Annotated in this window: 13 protein-coding genes and 1 pseudogene; 3 read left to right on the forward strand and 11 right to left on the reverse strand. The window is 39.5% G+C overall.

Going from position 1 to position 16214, the window contains the following annotated elements:
- Positions 1-5: 5 nt before the first annotated feature.
- Genes csx7 through V7L01_RS34115 form a run of 8 tightly spaced genes read right to left on the reverse strand, consistent with a single transcriptional unit; the run spans position 6 to position 8077 of the window.
- Positions 6-872: a type III CRISPR-associated RAMP protein Csx7 gene (csx7, locus tag V7L01_RS34080; RefSeq protein ID WP_335042753.1), complete on the reverse strand. Its 867-nt coding sequence runs from the start codon at positions 870-872 to the stop codon at positions 6-8.
- Positions 873-886: 14 nt separating this feature from the next.
- On the reverse strand, positions 887-2044 hold the full coding sequence (locus V7L01_RS34085; protein ID WP_335042754.1) for a putative CRISPR-associated protein: 1158 nt from the start codon (positions 2042-2044) through the stop codon (positions 887-889).
- 33 nt (positions 2045-2077) lie between these two features.
- Positions 2078-2500 carry a hypothetical protein gene (locus tag V7L01_RS34090; RefSeq protein ID WP_335042755.1) on the reverse strand — a complete coding sequence of 141 codons (423 nt, stop codon included), beginning with the start codon at positions 2498-2500 and terminating at the stop codon, positions 2078-2080.
- Positions 2497-3720, reverse strand: coding sequence for a type III-D CRISPR-associated RAMP protein Csx10 (gene csx10, locus V7L01_RS34095; RefSeq protein ID WP_335042756.1), 1224 nt, complete (start codon positions 3718-3720; stop codon positions 2497-2499). The genes V7L01_RS34090 and csx10 overlap by 4 nt, the downstream gene beginning before the upstream one ends.
- Positions 3707-4441: an RAMP superfamily CRISPR-associated protein gene (locus tag V7L01_RS34100; RefSeq protein ID WP_335042757.1), complete on the reverse strand. Its 735-nt coding sequence runs from the start codon at positions 4439-4441 to the stop codon at positions 3707-3709. Before V7L01_RS34100 ends, csx10 begins: the two co-directional genes overlap by 14 nt.
- On the reverse strand, positions 4438-6804 hold the full coding sequence (gene cas10 / locus V7L01_RS34105) for a type III-B CRISPR-associated protein Cas10/Cmr2 (RefSeq protein ID WP_335042758.1): 2367 nt from the start codon (positions 6802-6804) through the stop codon (positions 4438-4440). The genes V7L01_RS34100 and cas10 overlap by 4 nt, the downstream gene beginning before the upstream one ends.
- Positions 6805-6815: 11 nt before the next feature.
- Positions 6816-7727 carry a CRISPR-associated protein Csx3 gene (locus V7L01_RS34110; RefSeq protein ID WP_335042759.1) on the reverse strand — a complete coding sequence of 304 codons (912 nt, stop codon included), beginning with the start codon at positions 7725-7727 and terminating at the stop codon, positions 6816-6818.
- A gap of 44 nt (positions 7728-7771) precedes the next feature.
- Positions 7772-8077 (reverse strand): CRISPR-associated protein Csx3, encoded by a 306-nt coding sequence (locus V7L01_RS34115; RefSeq protein ID WP_335042760.1) that lies wholly within the window; start codon positions 8075-8077, stop codon positions 7772-7774.
- Between the two features lie 102 nt (positions 8078-8179).
- On the opposite strand from V7L01_RS34115, the gene V7L01_RS34120 reads away from it, so the two are divergent.
- Positions 8180-9532 carry a TIGR03985 family CRISPR-associated protein gene (locus tag V7L01_RS34120; RefSeq protein ID WP_335042786.1) on the forward strand — a complete coding sequence of 451 codons (1353 nt, stop codon included), beginning with the start codon at positions 8180-8182 and terminating at the stop codon, positions 9530-9532.
- Positions 9533-9539: 7 nt separating this feature from the next.
- Positions 9540-9896, forward strand: a pseudogene (locus V7L01_RS34125) (HD domain-containing protein); the annotation flags it as partial.
- A gap of 865 nt (positions 9897-10761) precedes the next feature.
- On the opposite strand, the gene V7L01_RS34130 reads toward V7L01_RS34125, so the two are convergent.
- The 3 genes from V7L01_RS34130 to tftA all read right to left on the reverse strand — a co-directional run bounded on the left by V7L01_RS34130 (position 10762) and on the right by tftA (position 13799).
- Complete coding sequence (locus tag V7L01_RS34130) at positions 10762-11754, reverse strand: phosphonate dehydrogenase (protein ID WP_335042762.1); 993 nt, start codon at positions 11752-11754, stop codon at positions 10762-10764.
- A gap of 113 nt (positions 11755-11867) precedes the next feature.
- Positions 11868-12443: a phosphonate ABC transporter, permease protein PhnE gene (gene phnE / locus V7L01_RS34135; RefSeq protein ID WP_442937067.1), complete on the reverse strand. Its 576-nt coding sequence runs from the start codon at positions 12441-12443 to the stop codon at positions 11868-11870.
- Between the two features lie 3 nt (positions 12444-12446).
- Positions 12447-13799, reverse strand: a complete 1353-nt coding sequence (gene tftA, locus V7L01_RS34140; protein ID WP_335042763.1) for a hormogonium tapered terminus morphoprotein TftA — start codon at positions 13797-13799, stop codon at positions 12447-12449.
- Between the two features lie 350 nt (positions 13800-14149).
- Between tftA and dnaG the strand changes: the two genes are divergently transcribed.
- Positions 14150-16093, forward strand: coding sequence for a DNA primase (dnaG, locus tag V7L01_RS34145; RefSeq protein ID WP_335042764.1), 1944 nt, complete (start codon positions 14150-14152; stop codon positions 16091-16093).
- The last annotated feature ends 121 nt before the right edge of the window (positions 16094-16214 follow it).

Raw genomic sequence — 16214 nt, forward strand, 5'->3', positions numbered from 1 at the left:
CCTCTTCAAGATTGTGTGTGGGTTGTAGTGGTTGAATTTTTGGGTAGATTTTCTGTTAAGTATGTGATGAGAGATTGAGTCCATTTTTGTTTGGATTCTTTACCATCTTGATAGCTGGGTAATTTCTCACCTATGTTGCTACTAACTAATTCTTGTAAGTAGGTTAATAATTTTTCTGGGTTGTTGTTAACATCAAGCCAGTACATTTTGTTAATTTCTAGTTTAACAACTCCCAAGCCGCGAGAACGTCCACCACCCAAAGGTATTTGTTCAGTTTCAAACTGGTGTAACCCAATCATTAACAGTCCCAGTTCCCATTCTTCCGCATTTTCCACCACTGCGCGAAACTCAAACTGTGTCCCCGCAGGTACTACTTGAAAGTCATAGAGTTTACCATCTGCTGCGGTTTCGGTATCGCGGTCAATTGAAACACCATCGCGTTCTTGATATTGTCCAAACCAGGTATTATCAACTACGGTTAAATCGCGTACTTGGAATTTACTGGCTATCCAAGGTGAACCGAAGAGGAGGGAAATTAAATCTGTTTTATTGATAATTTCTTCAGTTAAAAGCTGGTCATTATCATAAGTGTTTTTTAACTCTTTCATTTGTTGAGATGTAATTGACCATTCTTCCTCTATTGCTGGGTTAGCTGCAAAACTGGAATCAATACCTCGGAGGAAACTTTCAAGACGGGATCTTAATGCACCTTTAAAGCTAGAACCTGGTATTAATGGTTGTCCTAATGCGTCTTTAAGGACGGGTAAATCTGTTCCGATGGGTTCTGTGGAACGTCCTGCACTAATTCTTAATGCGGTGATGGTGGTAAGTTTACCTGCTATTTCTAGGCGGTTTTTGAATGTGTCAAACATATTTGATATCTCCCTTATTTTCTAATTCCTTCTCTTTTATATATATACTCATGAGTACCAAAAAATCTCAAAGATAATTTGTTACTATTTATAACTTTGCAGCTAACTCTTAATTCTTGTTTAGTAATATTAATGTGTTCAATATCTGTATTTTCGTATTTACGTAGTCTTAAAATATCATCATCTTTTAAGGCACTAATACCATCACGATATTTTAGTAATAAATATGCTACCCTTGCTATCTTGTCTTGTAAGATAACTTTTTTGCTCACATCAGATGTATTTTTATAATCATCTTCAAAACTTGAGAGATATTCTAACTGAGGGATAAATTTGGGAAACTTTAATAATTTATCTTTAGAAAGTAATTCATGCTTACATTCATTCCATATTAATTTACCCCAAACAGATAATCCAATTTCTTTACCTGTAAAGGTTAACCAATTCTTTGGAACTTTATTTGCTGGTTCCCATGATATAGGTACTGAGCCAATATCGATAACCGCAAGTGGAATTGCATACTCATCCACTTGAGATTTATCTATCATAATTGGTAGCTTTGGAATTCTAATAACTTGATTTGAACCTTCAAAAATATATATAATTTCATCTGCATATAACATACCTATTGTATTGAAATATCCCTGCATTGCTTTAAATCCACCTACAAGATTAAAGCAAATAGTATATCCTTTATAATCCTCAAGTATTTTTTTCTTCAGGATAGGAACTAAATTAGCAATACCTTCCATGAATTGTTCATTACTATCGGTAGTGAAATTTTCACTATACAATTGTAAAGTGTTGTTTACTCCTTTAGATTTTAGAAAATTCTCTAGCATGATTGCACAGTATCTTCCCTGTGCAGTATCAGTATAAATTAAGCAGTGATGATCTAATTTCTCTATTTTTTTACCGTATAAGCCGTAAATACCATTTATCTCAGCACTAGCTTTACAAAAATCTTCAATATCTCCATTTAATTGATTTTTAGCCCTAGCCTTTAACTCCTCTATTATATATATGATATGTTCAAATTTAAGCATTTGTTCATCACTATAATTAGCAGTCTCTAACAACTTTTTATACCAAGAATTTTCTTCATCAGATGTTCTGTCAATTTGGTTAGTGAGTAAACTAGTCCCAACAGTTGTAATTACCAATCTTTGCATAAAAATAGACCTCTAAAATAAGTAAATGTATGATTAAAATTCACCTTTTCGCTTATAGACTAAATAACGTGCGCCATAGCCTAAGTAACGCCTAGTAAGCTCCAAATGGATATTTTTCAAATCATCAAGATCATCTGTCTTTGCATGTTCGGCAATTTTACCTGCTATATTTCTAATTTTTATATCAATATCTTGAATAATTCTAAATGCTAGTGAATCTTTACCTCTCCCCCATTTTTTATCACGTCCTACTTGATAAAAAAGAAAATTTTTGATCACTTCTGTACTTTCAGTTGTATCTGAAACTCTCACTAAATTGCGAAACTGTGACTCTTCTAAATCACCATAAGAATTATGATTATCTAATGCTATTTGAATCAAAGTAACTAACTCATCTTCCCGCTTACGAATTCCTTGCTGAATTTTTAATTGTTGTTTAGTGGATAATTCAGTCATTTTGCATCCTCCCGAAATATATTATGAAACTCATTACAAATTTGCACTTGTCCAAAACCTTCAGAAGTGCGATCGCCTATTCCATAAATTTCTAAATCTTCCCAAGCTTTTAACCACAAATCCTTATTTTCGGTACTGAATAAATACACCCCTCCTCTATTTGTCACTAACTCCACATCTTTCATTAACCCCCAAGCAGAATTCCAGCCAGAACGGTAATCATAACTACTGTAAGCAGCATGAGGTTGCAAAGATGGATCATTCACCCCTGTAAGTTGTTGTAGCATTGTTTCAGAAATTACCGTTGTGCGTCGCCAATTTTCATTTAAAATTGCATCTGCTTGTAAATCTACTGTAAAATAAATTCGATTTTTTGATATTTTGTAAATCTCACCAAATATATTCCCCCATTCATTCCAGCGTGTATGTAATTTTTGATTAAATTGGTGAATTCGATTATCTAAATTTGACTTGATATCACTTTGCTTTTTAGCTGTAATTTTGACTTTTCCTAAACCTCGTGAACTGGAACCTCCTAAACGAAAATTATCTTGATGATTGTCAATAAATGTGTGTAAAGAATCTAATAAATCATCAGGTACTAAAATTGCACTTGTATATATTACAAATTGCTTTTTTTGTTCCTTCGATTCGTTTAATACCTCGATACTATAAAGTACCCTTTCTTCAGAAGTAGCACGACGGCGATTTATACCAACTCTCGTTAATAAACGATTACTTGTAGAATGACTATAATACTTTCCGTCTATTTGACTGTAAAAACCAGTGAAAGTATCTACCCTACCCCCATCTCCAGGACAATTAGGGTCATAAATATGACTATAGCTATCAGCACAAAAACGGTCAATTAAAGTGTCAAAAACTCCATAATTTAATTTGGATTTAAAGCCTGGTTTAGTTTTAGAGCTAAGAACTGTAGAAGGTAAAACTGTTACTTGTAATTGAGGTTTAGCCCGACGTTGAATCATCGCAGGATAAGCATTTTGAAAAATAGCCGGATTTTCACTTAAAAATAATTTGTGAAAATCATCACCTTCTTGAATTTCTTGATTCGCTTCCTTTAATATTTGACTAGCAACAGCGCCACGAATTACTGAACCGGGAATATAAGTTTCAGCCTCACTTATATTCCCTCCTGGTTTCTGTCGTCCTATTGCTAAAGGAGATAAAGCTTTAATTTCTAAATTAATCTTTTTCATTATTTCCCACTCCTTTAGCTAAAAAATTCCATGCTGCTTGTTCTATAGATAATGCGGGTAATTCCCAATTCAACCACCCCAAGCCAGCAGATTTACTCCCACCTAAAGCGTTAATGTGTCGCAGTCCCGCTAAAACTAATGCACCTATATAATCTGGGTTGTTAAATGGTGAATTAGATACATAAATATTACCTTTAAATCTCAATTTAATATTGGCTGGGGATGTTTCCAAAAAGTAAACTTTACTTTCTTCCGCAGTGCGACGACGACGATTTATTGTGACTCCGGGACGGATAATTTCTGGTAAATTTTCTGCTTCTTCTTCACAAATTAAATCATCAAATATGATGCGAGAAGGTAAAACAGGATTTCCAAAAATTTGACAAATTAAACAATGATAGTTTTTATCATCTTTTGATATTTGATATTCTTCCCTATCAAAATTACTATCTAAACCTGCTCTTTGCGGACACATTGTTTGTGGGTTGGGAGAATGGCAAATATCCCAATTTAAACCTCTGGCAATTTTTTCGCACTCATGGCGTAAACGCCCTTTTAATTGGGAAGTAGGAATCAGTAAATTTCCTTCAGCGTTGCGAACTATGGGTTTGTCTGCGAGTGAACCGGAAGAACCTCCAGCACCAATACATAAAGCTGTATCAATGATAGCGGTAATAGTATAAGTTTGCAGGGAGTTGAGTAGTTGTTCTAATTTAATCATGACTCAGCCTCCGCAGGTAAATTTTCTGATACTTCATTTTCTGCTTCTTCTACAAATTCATAGATATCAATCATGTCTCGCCAAATTGTTTCAAAAAGAGGATAACCTGATTTATCATCTTCTAAGGAACCATCATCATACATCCAAGGTGCTAAATTACCGCCATTATTTTCATTTTTAGGTGTACACCAAGCTTTTTCAAAATCATTTTCTAATTCAGATTTACCCTGCTTGAGTCTAACTCGGAAATACCGATAATTGAGAATAGCTGTATGCTTACCTCGTTCTAATAAGCTCCTGATTTGGTAAAGTTGTGATTTAGGAAATTTAGCTTTTTTCAACGCTGCAATTGATGTTAATAACCCCCCTAATTCATGTAGAGTGTAAGGTGCAGCGTAAAGTTTTAAATTTTGCGGACTTTCTTTAGTTAATGCTTCTTGACGAAATTCTTTAACACTTGATGCAATCATTGTCACAGATTTTAGTGTTAAAAAATCTACTGTTCCCCCATGATATCCCACATTTTTTAATTTTTTAGCCCGTTCTTTAGCAGACTTGAGTAATTGATCTATTAACTCTTTGGCATAATAAATTGGTGTGTTAATAGCTGTAATTAAAACACCTATTGATGTACTAAGTTCACACTCAGAACGTTTAGCATTTAATGGTTGATAACGATGAATTTTCTTTGCTTCAAATGGTTTATTAAATTCGAGCTTATAATTACCTAAAATACACTTATTTCCTTTTTGTTCTTGACTTTTTTCTACTAAATTAACTTCTTTGAGTAAAATCCCTTCAAATCTCTCAGCTATCATTTGAGAAATTTCTAAGGCTTTATTAGCAGGGACAACAATTAAAATATCATCACCACCAATGGTAATTATTTCAAAAGGATGAATCAAATCACCATTTATTAAGAGTGATTCTTCATCGTTTAAACCTTTCAGTGTGTGAGGATGTAAATTTTCTGCTAATGCTTGATAAACAGCATACTGTGTTGCTAGTTCCACATCTTGACTAAATTCTTGATATTGCTGTGGAGTTTTGATTTGTTTTTGAATGTAGCCACCCATGTTATTGCCATCAGCATAAATATAGGCGATAAATCCATTACTAGAATTAGATACCTGGGTGAGGGTTTCGGCTGTTTCTACTTTTTTAGGATTGATGTCTCTATAGTATTTATTTTTTAAATTGGGATTTTCTTCTAAAAAATTATCAAATCTATCTGTCCATTTTTCAATTATATTTACACGCCATTCTAGATTACTTTTTTGATACCAATCTGGTTCTTCCGATTTACCTTTTTTGGCTCTATTCCCAACCAGGTATTTTCTAACTGATGCTTCTGAAAAATATGTTTCTCTAGCTAAAGTACCTTCTTCTAGTTGCAGAACAGCAGAACGGTTTTCCCCTGCATCTCTGACTAAATAAGGATGGGTTTCAAGCAGAGGTGGGTAACGACGGGTGGTTTTACGTCCAGGAATATCATTACCGCTACGTCGTTTATTAAATAAAACAGCTAATTTTGTAGTGATTTCATTGAAGCTTTTACGAGTTGTAAATACTTCTAATCGTTCGTTTTCATCTTTCGGGTATCCAAAATAAGCCTGAATTATTGGTTTTTGGTAATTTTTGTGATACCAGTCTAACCAAGGTGTATCTTCTATATTTTTCTTGAGTAAACCAAACCGGATTTCTAATAATTTAAATGTATCCCCAACTGCACAAGAGTTAGCTGTTAATGTTTCTGTAGTATAACGCTTTTCAATAGCATCAGCTAAATCATGAACATAAGCAGCTGGACAAAAAGCAAGAATATTTCCACCTGTAGAATAAATAATTAGTTCGGGAATGAGAACTTCTGATAAATTGAAATCTTGATGAAAATTATCGTTTAACCATTGTTTGACTTCATTGCATTGAATATTGTATCTATTTTTATCCTCTTTCTTAGAGTCTGTTTGATATGTTTTATTAAAAAATGCTGGTAAATCAATTATATTGATTCTATCTAATAAACCAGATGCCCCACGTACTTCCTGAATTTTTGATGATTCAAATACATAATTTTTAACCTTTGTTACACCTCCATAAACCAAACCAATTTGAGTAGTTTGATTCCATAAATTAGAGTATTGGTGTTTTAGCTCATCCAAGGTTACTGGAAAATAATCATCTTGAATATTTTGCCATTCTTCTACTTGTTGAACAATTGCTTTAACAGCTTCTGGAACTTCTTTAGCTTTATTCTGATTCAAAGCGTCCCGCATTTGCTGTAAAACAGTAATATCAAACTGCGGTTGACGTTCGTTACCCCAAGCTAGACACCAAGCGATCGCTATACTAACAGAATTCATATTCATTTCCCTCAATTTAAACCCAGCAAAACCCGCGCCAATGCTTGCACCATCGGACGATTAGAAACATCCTCCCCACGCTGCAACCGATGAACACTTCCTCTCAGAATCGGCGTTTCTTCCAAGATCGCGTCATTTACACCTTGATAATCACTGTAAATAATTGCCACCACTTGCAAACCCAAAGACTGACAAAACCCTTGCCAAGGTGCAATCTCACACTCATCCTTCACCAAAATCACCGCATGAGTCGCTTGGGCCATAATCAAGCGGTTCTCGTCAGATATTCTTCCACCTACATCAAATATAAATATTGGTGTATTGACACCCTTGACTTCCTGGGCTTTCAATTGGGCAAACTCTGGTGTAAATCTAGCCTTATATTCAGCTTTTAACTTTTTCGCCAAATCCAAATCACGGCGTGCAGTTTCTCCATACCAAGAACCATCACCATCTGGACAACCAGAGATGAAATAAGACTCTGGTGCATTGGAAATCTGCAATAATGCCTGTTTTAAAACATCCCGAAAGCAAGTCTTTCCTGTATTCGCAAACCCACACAGCACAACTTTGATACTTGACTGCTGTGGCGATCGCACTATATCTAACGTATCCCCTACTATATATCTTGGGTGTTTGCTGATGGTAATCACATACCTATCCAGTCCTTTGTCGCCAATCTTCGGGTCAAAAAAAGCGATCGCATCATACAATTTAGATAATTTATCAGCTAATACCTGACTAACCAGTACTGATGTGCGTCCATTAATTTTAATCAGAGAACCACCAGAAAGTTCACCGGAAGCAATCATTGCATCCAACTGCGCCCCTGCATCTCGCACAATCTGGTCGCCTGTAGCAAGTATTGCACTAAACCCAACTTTCAAAACGTCGCCTTCTAGCCTGATGTGATACGTTGTCATAAAGCTTACTGGTAGCTGCACTCATTTCCTTGAACAATCAAATATCAATCAATTAAGTCTCCTAATTTATAACTAGGATTGTGTGTTATACAAATCACATATTTACTTAACTTAGGATCGTAAAAAGCAACAGCACCATATATATGAGCAAGCTTATGTGCTAGAACAAATGCTACAGGGATAGAAATAGGCCCATTAATCTTTAGAAGTGGCCCTCCCGCCAGTTCTCCTGATGTTGCCATTTCCTCCAATCGGGCTGCGGCATCGCGCACAATCTGGTCATTTTGAGCCGGTTCACCAAAATTTATCCGTAAAATTCCGTCTTTTAGCTCGATTTTGTAAGTACTCATCACCTTTAGCTTTATTTGATGCGTACATCATACACGCGCTTGGAAGAAGTGTCTTCCAAGATGTTGTATCTTAATATTGTTATTTTTATCGAGATGGGGCTGTTGTCTGAACTAGTTTTTCAAGATATTCCTGACGTAGAACTATTGCAGTACTTAGGACGCGGATATCTCAAGCAAAATCTGCTCCGAGCAATTCGCTTGTGGGTGTGGCTGCGATCGCTCTATGGAGATCATCAAGACCGTATAGTTTTAGATGACTCTTTTTCTTATGCAGACTGGCGAAATACATTCTTTAGTTCTACACATCCTAAAGGAGAAGAAATTCCCGCCATACATGACTCTCATTGTCCCTGCGCCAAAACTGTAGCCGAATGGTTATTCAGTGAAAAAACAGGAATAGTTGCTACCCACTGGCGAAAATTAATCCTTGCTCACACAGGCATGGGTGAATCTGAACTGGATACTTTATTGCAACGGCGGTTATTTGGCGTAACTCGTCGTTCTCTACAGGGTGATTTGGAAATTCTGGCTAAACTCGGCTGGCTTGTATACAAATATCAAAAATACTACCGGGTGTGCGAGTTTCCACCATATCCCATAACTATAAATAAAGCCGGTGCTTATGAATTGAGTTTCATGCATGAAGATTTGGTAGGGTTTGCAGAAAATCACTCCCAAAAAATCAATGGAATACAACGTTTCTTCTTAAAACTCGATTATGTGATTCCCCGTAGTACCTTGGACACCGTTGAGGATTGGCAACACGAATTAAGACAACTTTGGGCAAAGACTCAAGTTCCACCCATCAAACTCACTTATGGTAGTGCCAGACTTGCTAATAACGTTGATTGTATCGTTTATCCAGTATGCATCTACTACGTACAGAGGGCTGTTTATCTGTGCGCCTATGGCGAAAGCCCTCAAAAAGATACTAACTGGTACAATTTCAGACTTGATCGCATTCGGAGTTTGGTTGCTCTAGAGTGGACAGACCCGAAACTGCCCTCAAACTTACAACAGCAATATCAACAGAAGTCTTTACCAAACCCAGATGATATCGCTTTGGAGATGTCTAAAGCATGGGGATTTGATTTCTACTTGCCTTCCCAACTGATGTTACTCCGATTTGACCGCCAGTTCTGCGATCGCTACGTTAAAGGTACTGAACGCCACGATACTTTTGAAGAAATTAGCTACCAGCAAGTACAACGTTTAATTCAACGTGAAATTAAACAACCTCAACAGCAAGTTTTACTAAAAGTCCTTGCCAAGCGATCGCAAACAGATGCTTACTATCAAGCACGTATCCGATATCAAGATCACGAACACAGAGATAACAATCTAGTCATGCGTTTACGAGCATGGCAACCAAAAGTTGAAGTCTTAACACCTTGGGATTTACGGCAAAGCTTTGCTGCTGATGCCGCTACACAATTTATGCTTTATCAAAATTGACGCAACTATGAATTCATTAAAACTGACTGAACGATTTGAATCAGCTTTAGTCTACGCAACTCGTCTTCATGCTAATCAAAGACGCAAAATTAGCGGCGTTCCTTACATTTCACATTTGTTAAGTGTAACAGCTTTAGTTTTAGAAGCTGGAGGTATGGAAGAAGAAGCGTAGGCGTAGCCCGCCGCAGGCATCGCTGCTCTTTTGCATGATGCAGTCGAAGACCAAGGCGGCAAACCCATTCGTGAGGATATCCGTCAACTCTTTGGTGAAACTGTTTTGGCTATTATCGATGGCTGTACTGAGTGGGATACACCTCCTAAACCTCCCTGGCAAGAACGTAAGCAGCGTTACCTCAATAATCTGGGATGTTTACCCATCAGGTGTTTCAGTCCCCGTGAGGGGATTTGGTTAGTGGAAACCCGCACGCGATCGCTCATTCCCACTTTGTGCAATTGACACGGTTTCAGTCCCCGTGAGGGGATTTGGTTAGTGGAAACATATGGTAACGGCATTGAAGAACTTGTAGAGTCGATGTTTCAGTCCCCGTGAGGGGATTTGATTAGTGGAAACCTATCCCTCTGCGAGAGGCGAAATAGTTAAAATTCAAAGTATTGTTTCAGTCCCCGTGAGGGGATTTGATTAGTGGAAACGTGAAGCGGCTCAACGTGCAGCGATCGCAAATAAAGTACCGTCGTTTCAGTCCCCGTGAGGGGATTTGATTAGTGGAAACCGCTCGGTGCTGAAACTGTTACAGAGCAAGCTTCCTGGGAAGCATTTTGGCGAACCTCAAAAAAAGGTCGATTTCAACCGCTCTTATTGCGACTAATTCTCAAGTGTCCTTGGCATTGAAACTGTGAAACTATTTACTTGTCAAGGTTCTGGCGATTTTGGCAGATCCCCAGGGTTTTTGACCCCGCTTCGACTTGCCAAACATCAAACTGATTCCATAATCATAAGATGTGTATCTATTATTGTCTATGAGTTTATGGAGATTTAATCTTCAAGCCCGTATTCTCACTCAATCAGACGCAACAGTTTCTCCTCCATCGCAGTCAAATAAGGTCGCTTCAGTTCCCCAGATGCTTCAGCACAGCACTTGGGACATCTTCTAAGTTCTCATTTTCCTGTAATCTACTGATGCGATCGCCCAAGGACTGCATCTGCTGGCACTCCAGGGGAAATGGTCGCTGAAGTCTTTATTGCTTAAAGATTCTCCAATTTACTAATTTTAACTTGGACAATTGATTGCTCCTTGAGGAGAATGACCTTGTAAGGCTTGTAAAATATTTTGAGATGCTTCTATAGCGATGTCATATCGTAAATCATCCACCGCCGATCCTAAATGGGGAGTAAAAAAGGTTTGGTCTTGTTTCTCTAACAAAGATGGAGGAATTTTCGACGGGCGATCGCTACGCGCCCAATCTTCTAGTTCAAACACATCAGCTGCATAACCCGCTAAATGTCCAGAGGCTAAAGCATCACTGACCGCTTGTTCATCAACTACTGAGCCGCGACACGGATTGATTAAGAAACTCCCTGGTTTCATCCGTGCTAAAGATTTCTCATTTATCAAATGAAAGGTTTCTGGTTGTAGAGGAACCATCAGCACAACAAAATCACTGGTTGCCAATAGCGTATCTAGAGAAACCTGTGACAAGCACCAAGCTGCTGCTTTTTCCTTGGGTAAAGGTATCGCATCGGTGTAAATCAAGTTCATTTCAAAACTGGAAAGTCGTTGAGCGAGAGCTTGTCCCAGACTCCCCATACCAACAATTCCCAGTGTTCGGTTTGCTAATCCCATGCCGTATAGATGCGGCCGCCAACCTGCAAACGTGCCTTGACGAATTAAGCGATCGCCTGGCAACATCTGGCGGGCTAACCCGATAATCAATCCAATGGTCAACTCAGCTGTTGGCACAGCCAATAAGCTAGGGACGATTGTGAACCAAATACCTTGACGAGTGCAGGTATCAACATCAAAGTTATCGTAACCTTTCAATGCTCCGGCGATAATCTTTAATTTTGGACAAGCTTTCAGAAACGCTTCATCGATTCGATCTGGCATAAAAACCATCAAAGCTTCAGCGTCCTGGGCCAACTTGAGAATTTCTTCACGCGGTAAAGTCTCTCTAGTTGGATTTGCAACTACCTCACAATGCTCACTTAAGTTTGTAATAATTTCCGGGTGAACCCAGTGGGTAATTACAACTTTGGGTTTCATCAGCAACCTCCTAGTACCGCAAGGCGGAATTAAAAATTAAAAATTAAAAATTAAAAATGAATACAGCGTAAGCGTTTCGTTAATTTGGAACGGTTATTTTATTTGCGCCGTGCTTAGACTAAACGTTTTCTAAGATAACTACTAAAACCATCAACCAGAATAACCATAAGCAAAATTACTAGCAGCACTGCTGAAACTTCCCGGTAATTGATCGGGCGGAGTGCGCCAATTAGCTCAAACCCGATGCCACCAGCCCCGACCGCTCCCATAACTGTGGAGGCACGAAAGTTATATTCCCATCGATAAAGGGTCAGATCCATCATTTGTGGTAATACCTGCGGCAAAATTCCGTGATAGATTACTTGCACCTTGTTGGCTCCAGCAGCTCTTGCTGCTTCTAGCGGTGCTTCGTTGACCAGTTCGATATATTCTGCAAAGAATTTGCCGACCATGCCAATCGAGTGAAATCCCACCGCCAAGGTTCCGGGTAATGCCCCAAAGCCAACAGCTGCTACAAAGATAATGCCCATAATTAGCTCTGGCACAGAGCGTAAGCCGTTAAGAATCAGCCGTGAAACTTGAAATAACAACGGATGGGGAGTTGTATTCCGAGCCGCTAATAAAGATAGAGGCATCGAGAAAACAATAGCGATCGCGAATCGTAGAGTGTGCGTAAATCCTATACTCAATACTCAAAGAAGTCCTGCTGATTCATATAATCGTTTGAGCATTGCTGAAATCTTTGTACCATAATCCAAATCTGCTGACCACCGCCCTGATAGCTGATCGATTGATGGCGCAATTCCCCGCGTCACAAAACGAAACCTTGGATCTACTACTTCTTGTACCAAGGGTTCTAAACTGGCGTAAGCTTTCAAATGTTGGATGTGTGCCCTCACTCCAATTCTGGCACTTGGAAAAGACGCAGCCTCCGAACCACCACCGATCGCACCTAAGCCTGCAAAGTTATTTTGCTCGGGTCTAATATCGCCACCAAACCTTAAAAATCCAGTTTCTACTGACATTTGGCAAAAGGCAATATCATAGTTCACTCCCTCTATCCCTGCTTCTTCTCGATAAAGTTTGGGAATGTCAGGAAACTGTACTAAAGCATTTTCATTATTGTTTTTCAGAAATAATTGTAACTGTATTTCAGAAGTATTACCGTTCGACATCACCCGCGAAAATTGACCAGGGCAAACCACCAAATTCGATCGCAAGCTAACAGTACGCGTTGCAGCATTCCAACTGACTGCAACATTAAAATCTCGCAGTTCGATTGCTTTGACATAAACTACTTTGCGATAGCTAATCCTATTGACATTAGCCGTTTTTGAAAGGTCAATCCGCAAACGGTCTACTAAATCAATGGGGATGTAAGCATTACCATTAACTAAAACTCCTTGCTCTGAGTAATTTTGCCCGTTAATATTGATATTAATTGGCGGATAATTTGCTTCGGTGGGAGTTCCAGGAGTGGGATCGATCGCACGACTCCAAGTTACTAGTCCATCGACAATCCCCAAGGCAAAATCGCGGCGACGAGTTTGCAGCAAAACCCGATCCTCTGGATTGCTGAGAAACCCCACTTGCATCACCAAAGCGGGAAGCGTTGTCTGGCGACAGAATGCTAAACTACCCAATCCGCTATCTGTATCTGGCTTGACTCCCCGATTCGGCAATTGGGGAACGCGGCGCAACAACCCCACTAGCAATTGTTCAGCATTACTTCTGCGATCGCTATTATTAGCAATGTAGAAAACGCTAGCCCCACGCACAGAAGGGCTATTAGCTGCATCAGATTCAATCTCTAGGGCGATATCACCCCGGCCGCCGCGGGAATTGATCCAGGTGATAGTTTGGGCGGCGCTCAAGTCATCAGGAACCGCCAAAATTTCCAAATTTCGCGCTCTCAGTTCCGTGACAATCAAATCCCGCAGCAGAATCATTTCTTTAGCTTCACTTGTACCACCTGCGATCGCACCTGGATCTATCCCTCTAGCTTCTTTCCCTCCGTGAGCCGCCGAAATAAAAATACGCCCCATTTTAAGTAATTCCTCTGATAAAATTAAATGTAAGCAATTCTATAAATCATTCTTGGTCTAGCAACAAGAATATAATAGCCATCAGAAGTCTTTTGTCATTTATCCTTTGGTATTTCTCCAAAGTTGATGGCGAGGGACTGGGGGAGATGAGGGAGCAGGGGAAGAAGAACTATTAATTATTGTCCAATGCCCCATGCCCAATGCCTAATGACAAATGACCAATGACAAATGCCCAATGACCAATGACCAATGACTAATGACCAATGACTAATGACCAATGACCAATGACTAATGACAAATGACCAATGACCAATGACCAATGACCAATGACCAATGACTAATGACTAAATATGCAAATCCCCCGCTTGCACCCAGACACAATTGAGGAAGTTAAACTACGGGCTGATATTGTAGATGTCGTCTCGGAATACGTAGTTTTACGCAAACGCGGGAAAGATTTCGTCGGTTTGTGCCCCTTCCACGATGAGAAATCTCCCAGTTTCACCGTCAGCCAGACCAAGCAAATGTACTATTGCTTCGGCTGTCAAGCTGGGGGAAATGCGATTAAGTTTGTCATGGAGTTGGGCAAGCGTTCTTTTGCTGATGTGGTGCTGGATTTAGCACGGCGTTACCAAGTACCTGTGCAAACACTCTTACCCGAACAACGCCAAGAATTACAGCGTCAGCTATCTTTGCGCGAGCAGTTATATGAAGTTCTGGCAACGTCTGCACAATTTTATCAACACGCCCTGAGACAATCCCAAGGGCAAATGGCACTTCAATATTTACAATCTAACCGCCAACTCAAAGAAGAAACTATACAGCAATTTGGTTTAGGTTATGCCCCCGCAGGTTGGGAAACTCTCTATCGTTATTTAGTGGAAGATAAACGTTTGCCCGCGCAGCTACTAGAAAAAGCGGGATTGATTAAGCCACGCCGAGAAGGGGGCGGTTATTATGATGTATTCCGCGATCGCTTGATGATTCCCATTCGCGATGTCCAAGGGCGTGTCATAGCCTTTGGCGGTAGAACTCTGACTGATGAACAGCCTAAATATCTGAATTCACCAGAAACCGAGCTTTTTAGTAAAGGTAAAACCTTATTTGCCCTCGATCGAGCCAAAGATGGGATTTCCCAACTCGATCGAGCAGTGGTGGTAGAGGGATATTTTGATGCGATCGCTCTCCACGCTGTTGGTATTAATAACGCCGTCGCCTCACTCGGTACAGCTTTAAGCTTAGAACAAGTGCGGTTAATATTACGCTACACCGAATCGAAACAATTAGTACTCAACTTTGATGCCGATAAAGCCGGGACTAATGCCGCCGAACGGGCGATCGGTGAAATTGCCGAATTAGCATACAAAGGCGAAGTTCAGCTAAAAATTCTCAATTTACCCGATGGTAAAGATGCCGATGAATATTTGCATAGCCACACCCCAGAAGATTATGGAGAACTGCTAAAAAATGCGCCACTTTGGTTAGACTGGCAGATTCAGCAAATTATTCAAGACAGAGACTTAAAACAGGCTACTGATTTTCAGCAAGTAACTCAGCAATTAGTCAAATTACTTAAAAATATAGCTAACAGCGATACACGCAACTATTATGTTTCCTATTGTGCAGAAATACTCAGCTTAGGAGATACCAGACTTATACCCCTACGAGTCGAAAATCTGCTAACTCAAATTGCTCCCCCTGCGGCTACATACTCTAAGCCCGTGTCAGCCAGGAAAGCATGGGGAAGTAGCAAAGTTTCTCACACTCCACTCCCTACAGAACGCAGTCTTTTAGAACACGCAGAGGCGTTATTACTAAGGATTTATTTGCATTGTCCCGAACAGCGTCAAGCGATTATTGACGAATTAGAGGAGCGAGATTTGCAATTTAGCCTTTCCCACCACCGATTTTTATGGCAACAGATTTTAGAAATTTCATCCGTTGATGAAGAGACGAGAAATTTTGCGTCTCCACCAGATTTAATCTCCCGCCTGCAAGACCAGTTCTTAGAATTTGGCAGCGAGATGGAGTTAATTTCTCATTTGTTTCATGTGAATGAAAAAAACCAGAAAGAAATACTTCGGACTCCGCAAGTAGTTCAAGCTGCGATCGCTTGCATGGATTTGGTAATGCTTGAAAAACGCTATCGCCACTTTTTGGAACTATGGCAACAAACCGATCCCGAAGCTGAACCAGAGCGTTATCAATCTTATTATCAGGCTTTTTACGCTGAAAAAATCAAGCTTCAGAAAATAGACAGACAACGCTTATTTTCCATCACAGAGTTATTGTAGCCTAGCACTTACGCCCAACCTAACTCTTGATTAGTAGGACTTACGCAATAACTCTCTGAAACTCTCATTCCTTCGTGGGAGCAATGCGATTTTGTGAGATGGGTAAGCAGGGGAGGCAGGG

Origin of the sequence: Nostoc sp., from assembly GCF_036917095.1 — a bacterium.
Classification (GTDB): Bacteria; Cyanobacteriota; Cyanobacteriia; order Cyanobacteriales; family Nostocaceae; genus Nostoc.

Coding starts and splice junctions, on each gene's coding strand:
- csx7 (WP_335042753.1), bottom strand. CDS start 872: ATGTTTGACACATTCAAAAACCGCCTAGAAATAGCAGGTAAACTTACC.
- V7L01_RS34085 (WP_335042754.1), bottom strand. CDS start 2,044: ATGCAAAGATTGGTAATTACAACTGTTGGGACTAGTTTACTCACTAAC.
- V7L01_RS34090 (WP_335042755.1), bottom strand. CDS start 2,500: ATGACTGAATTATCCACTAAACAACAATTAAAAATTCAGCAAGGAATT.
- csx10 (WP_335042756.1), bottom strand. CDS start 3,720: ATGAAAAAGATTAATTTAGAAATTAAAGCTTTATCTCCTTTAGCAATA.
- V7L01_RS34100 (WP_335042757.1), bottom strand. CDS start 4,441: ATGATTAAATTAGAACAACTACTCAACTCCCTGCAAACTTATACTATT.
- cas10 (WP_335042758.1), bottom strand. CDS start 6,804: ATGAATTCTGTTAGTATAGCGATCGCTTGGTGTCTAGCTTGGGGTAAC.
- V7L01_RS34110 (WP_335042759.1), bottom strand. CDS start 7,727: ATGACAACGTATCACATCAGGCTAGAAGGCGACGTTTTGAAAGTTGGG.
- V7L01_RS34115 (WP_335042760.1), bottom strand. CDS start 8,077: ATGAGTACTTACAAAATCGAGCTAAAAGACGGAATTTTACGGATAAAT.
- V7L01_RS34130 (WP_335042762.1), bottom strand. CDS start 11,754: ATGAAACCCAAAGTTGTAATTACCCACTGGGTTCACCCGGAAATTATT.
- tftA (WP_335042763.1), bottom strand. CDS start 13,799: ATGGGGCGTATTTTTATTTCGGCGGCTCACGGAGGGAAAGAAGCTAGA.
- dnaG (WP_335042764.1), top strand. CDS start 14,150: ATGCAAATCCCCCGCTTGCACCCAGACACAATTGAGGAAGTTAAACTA.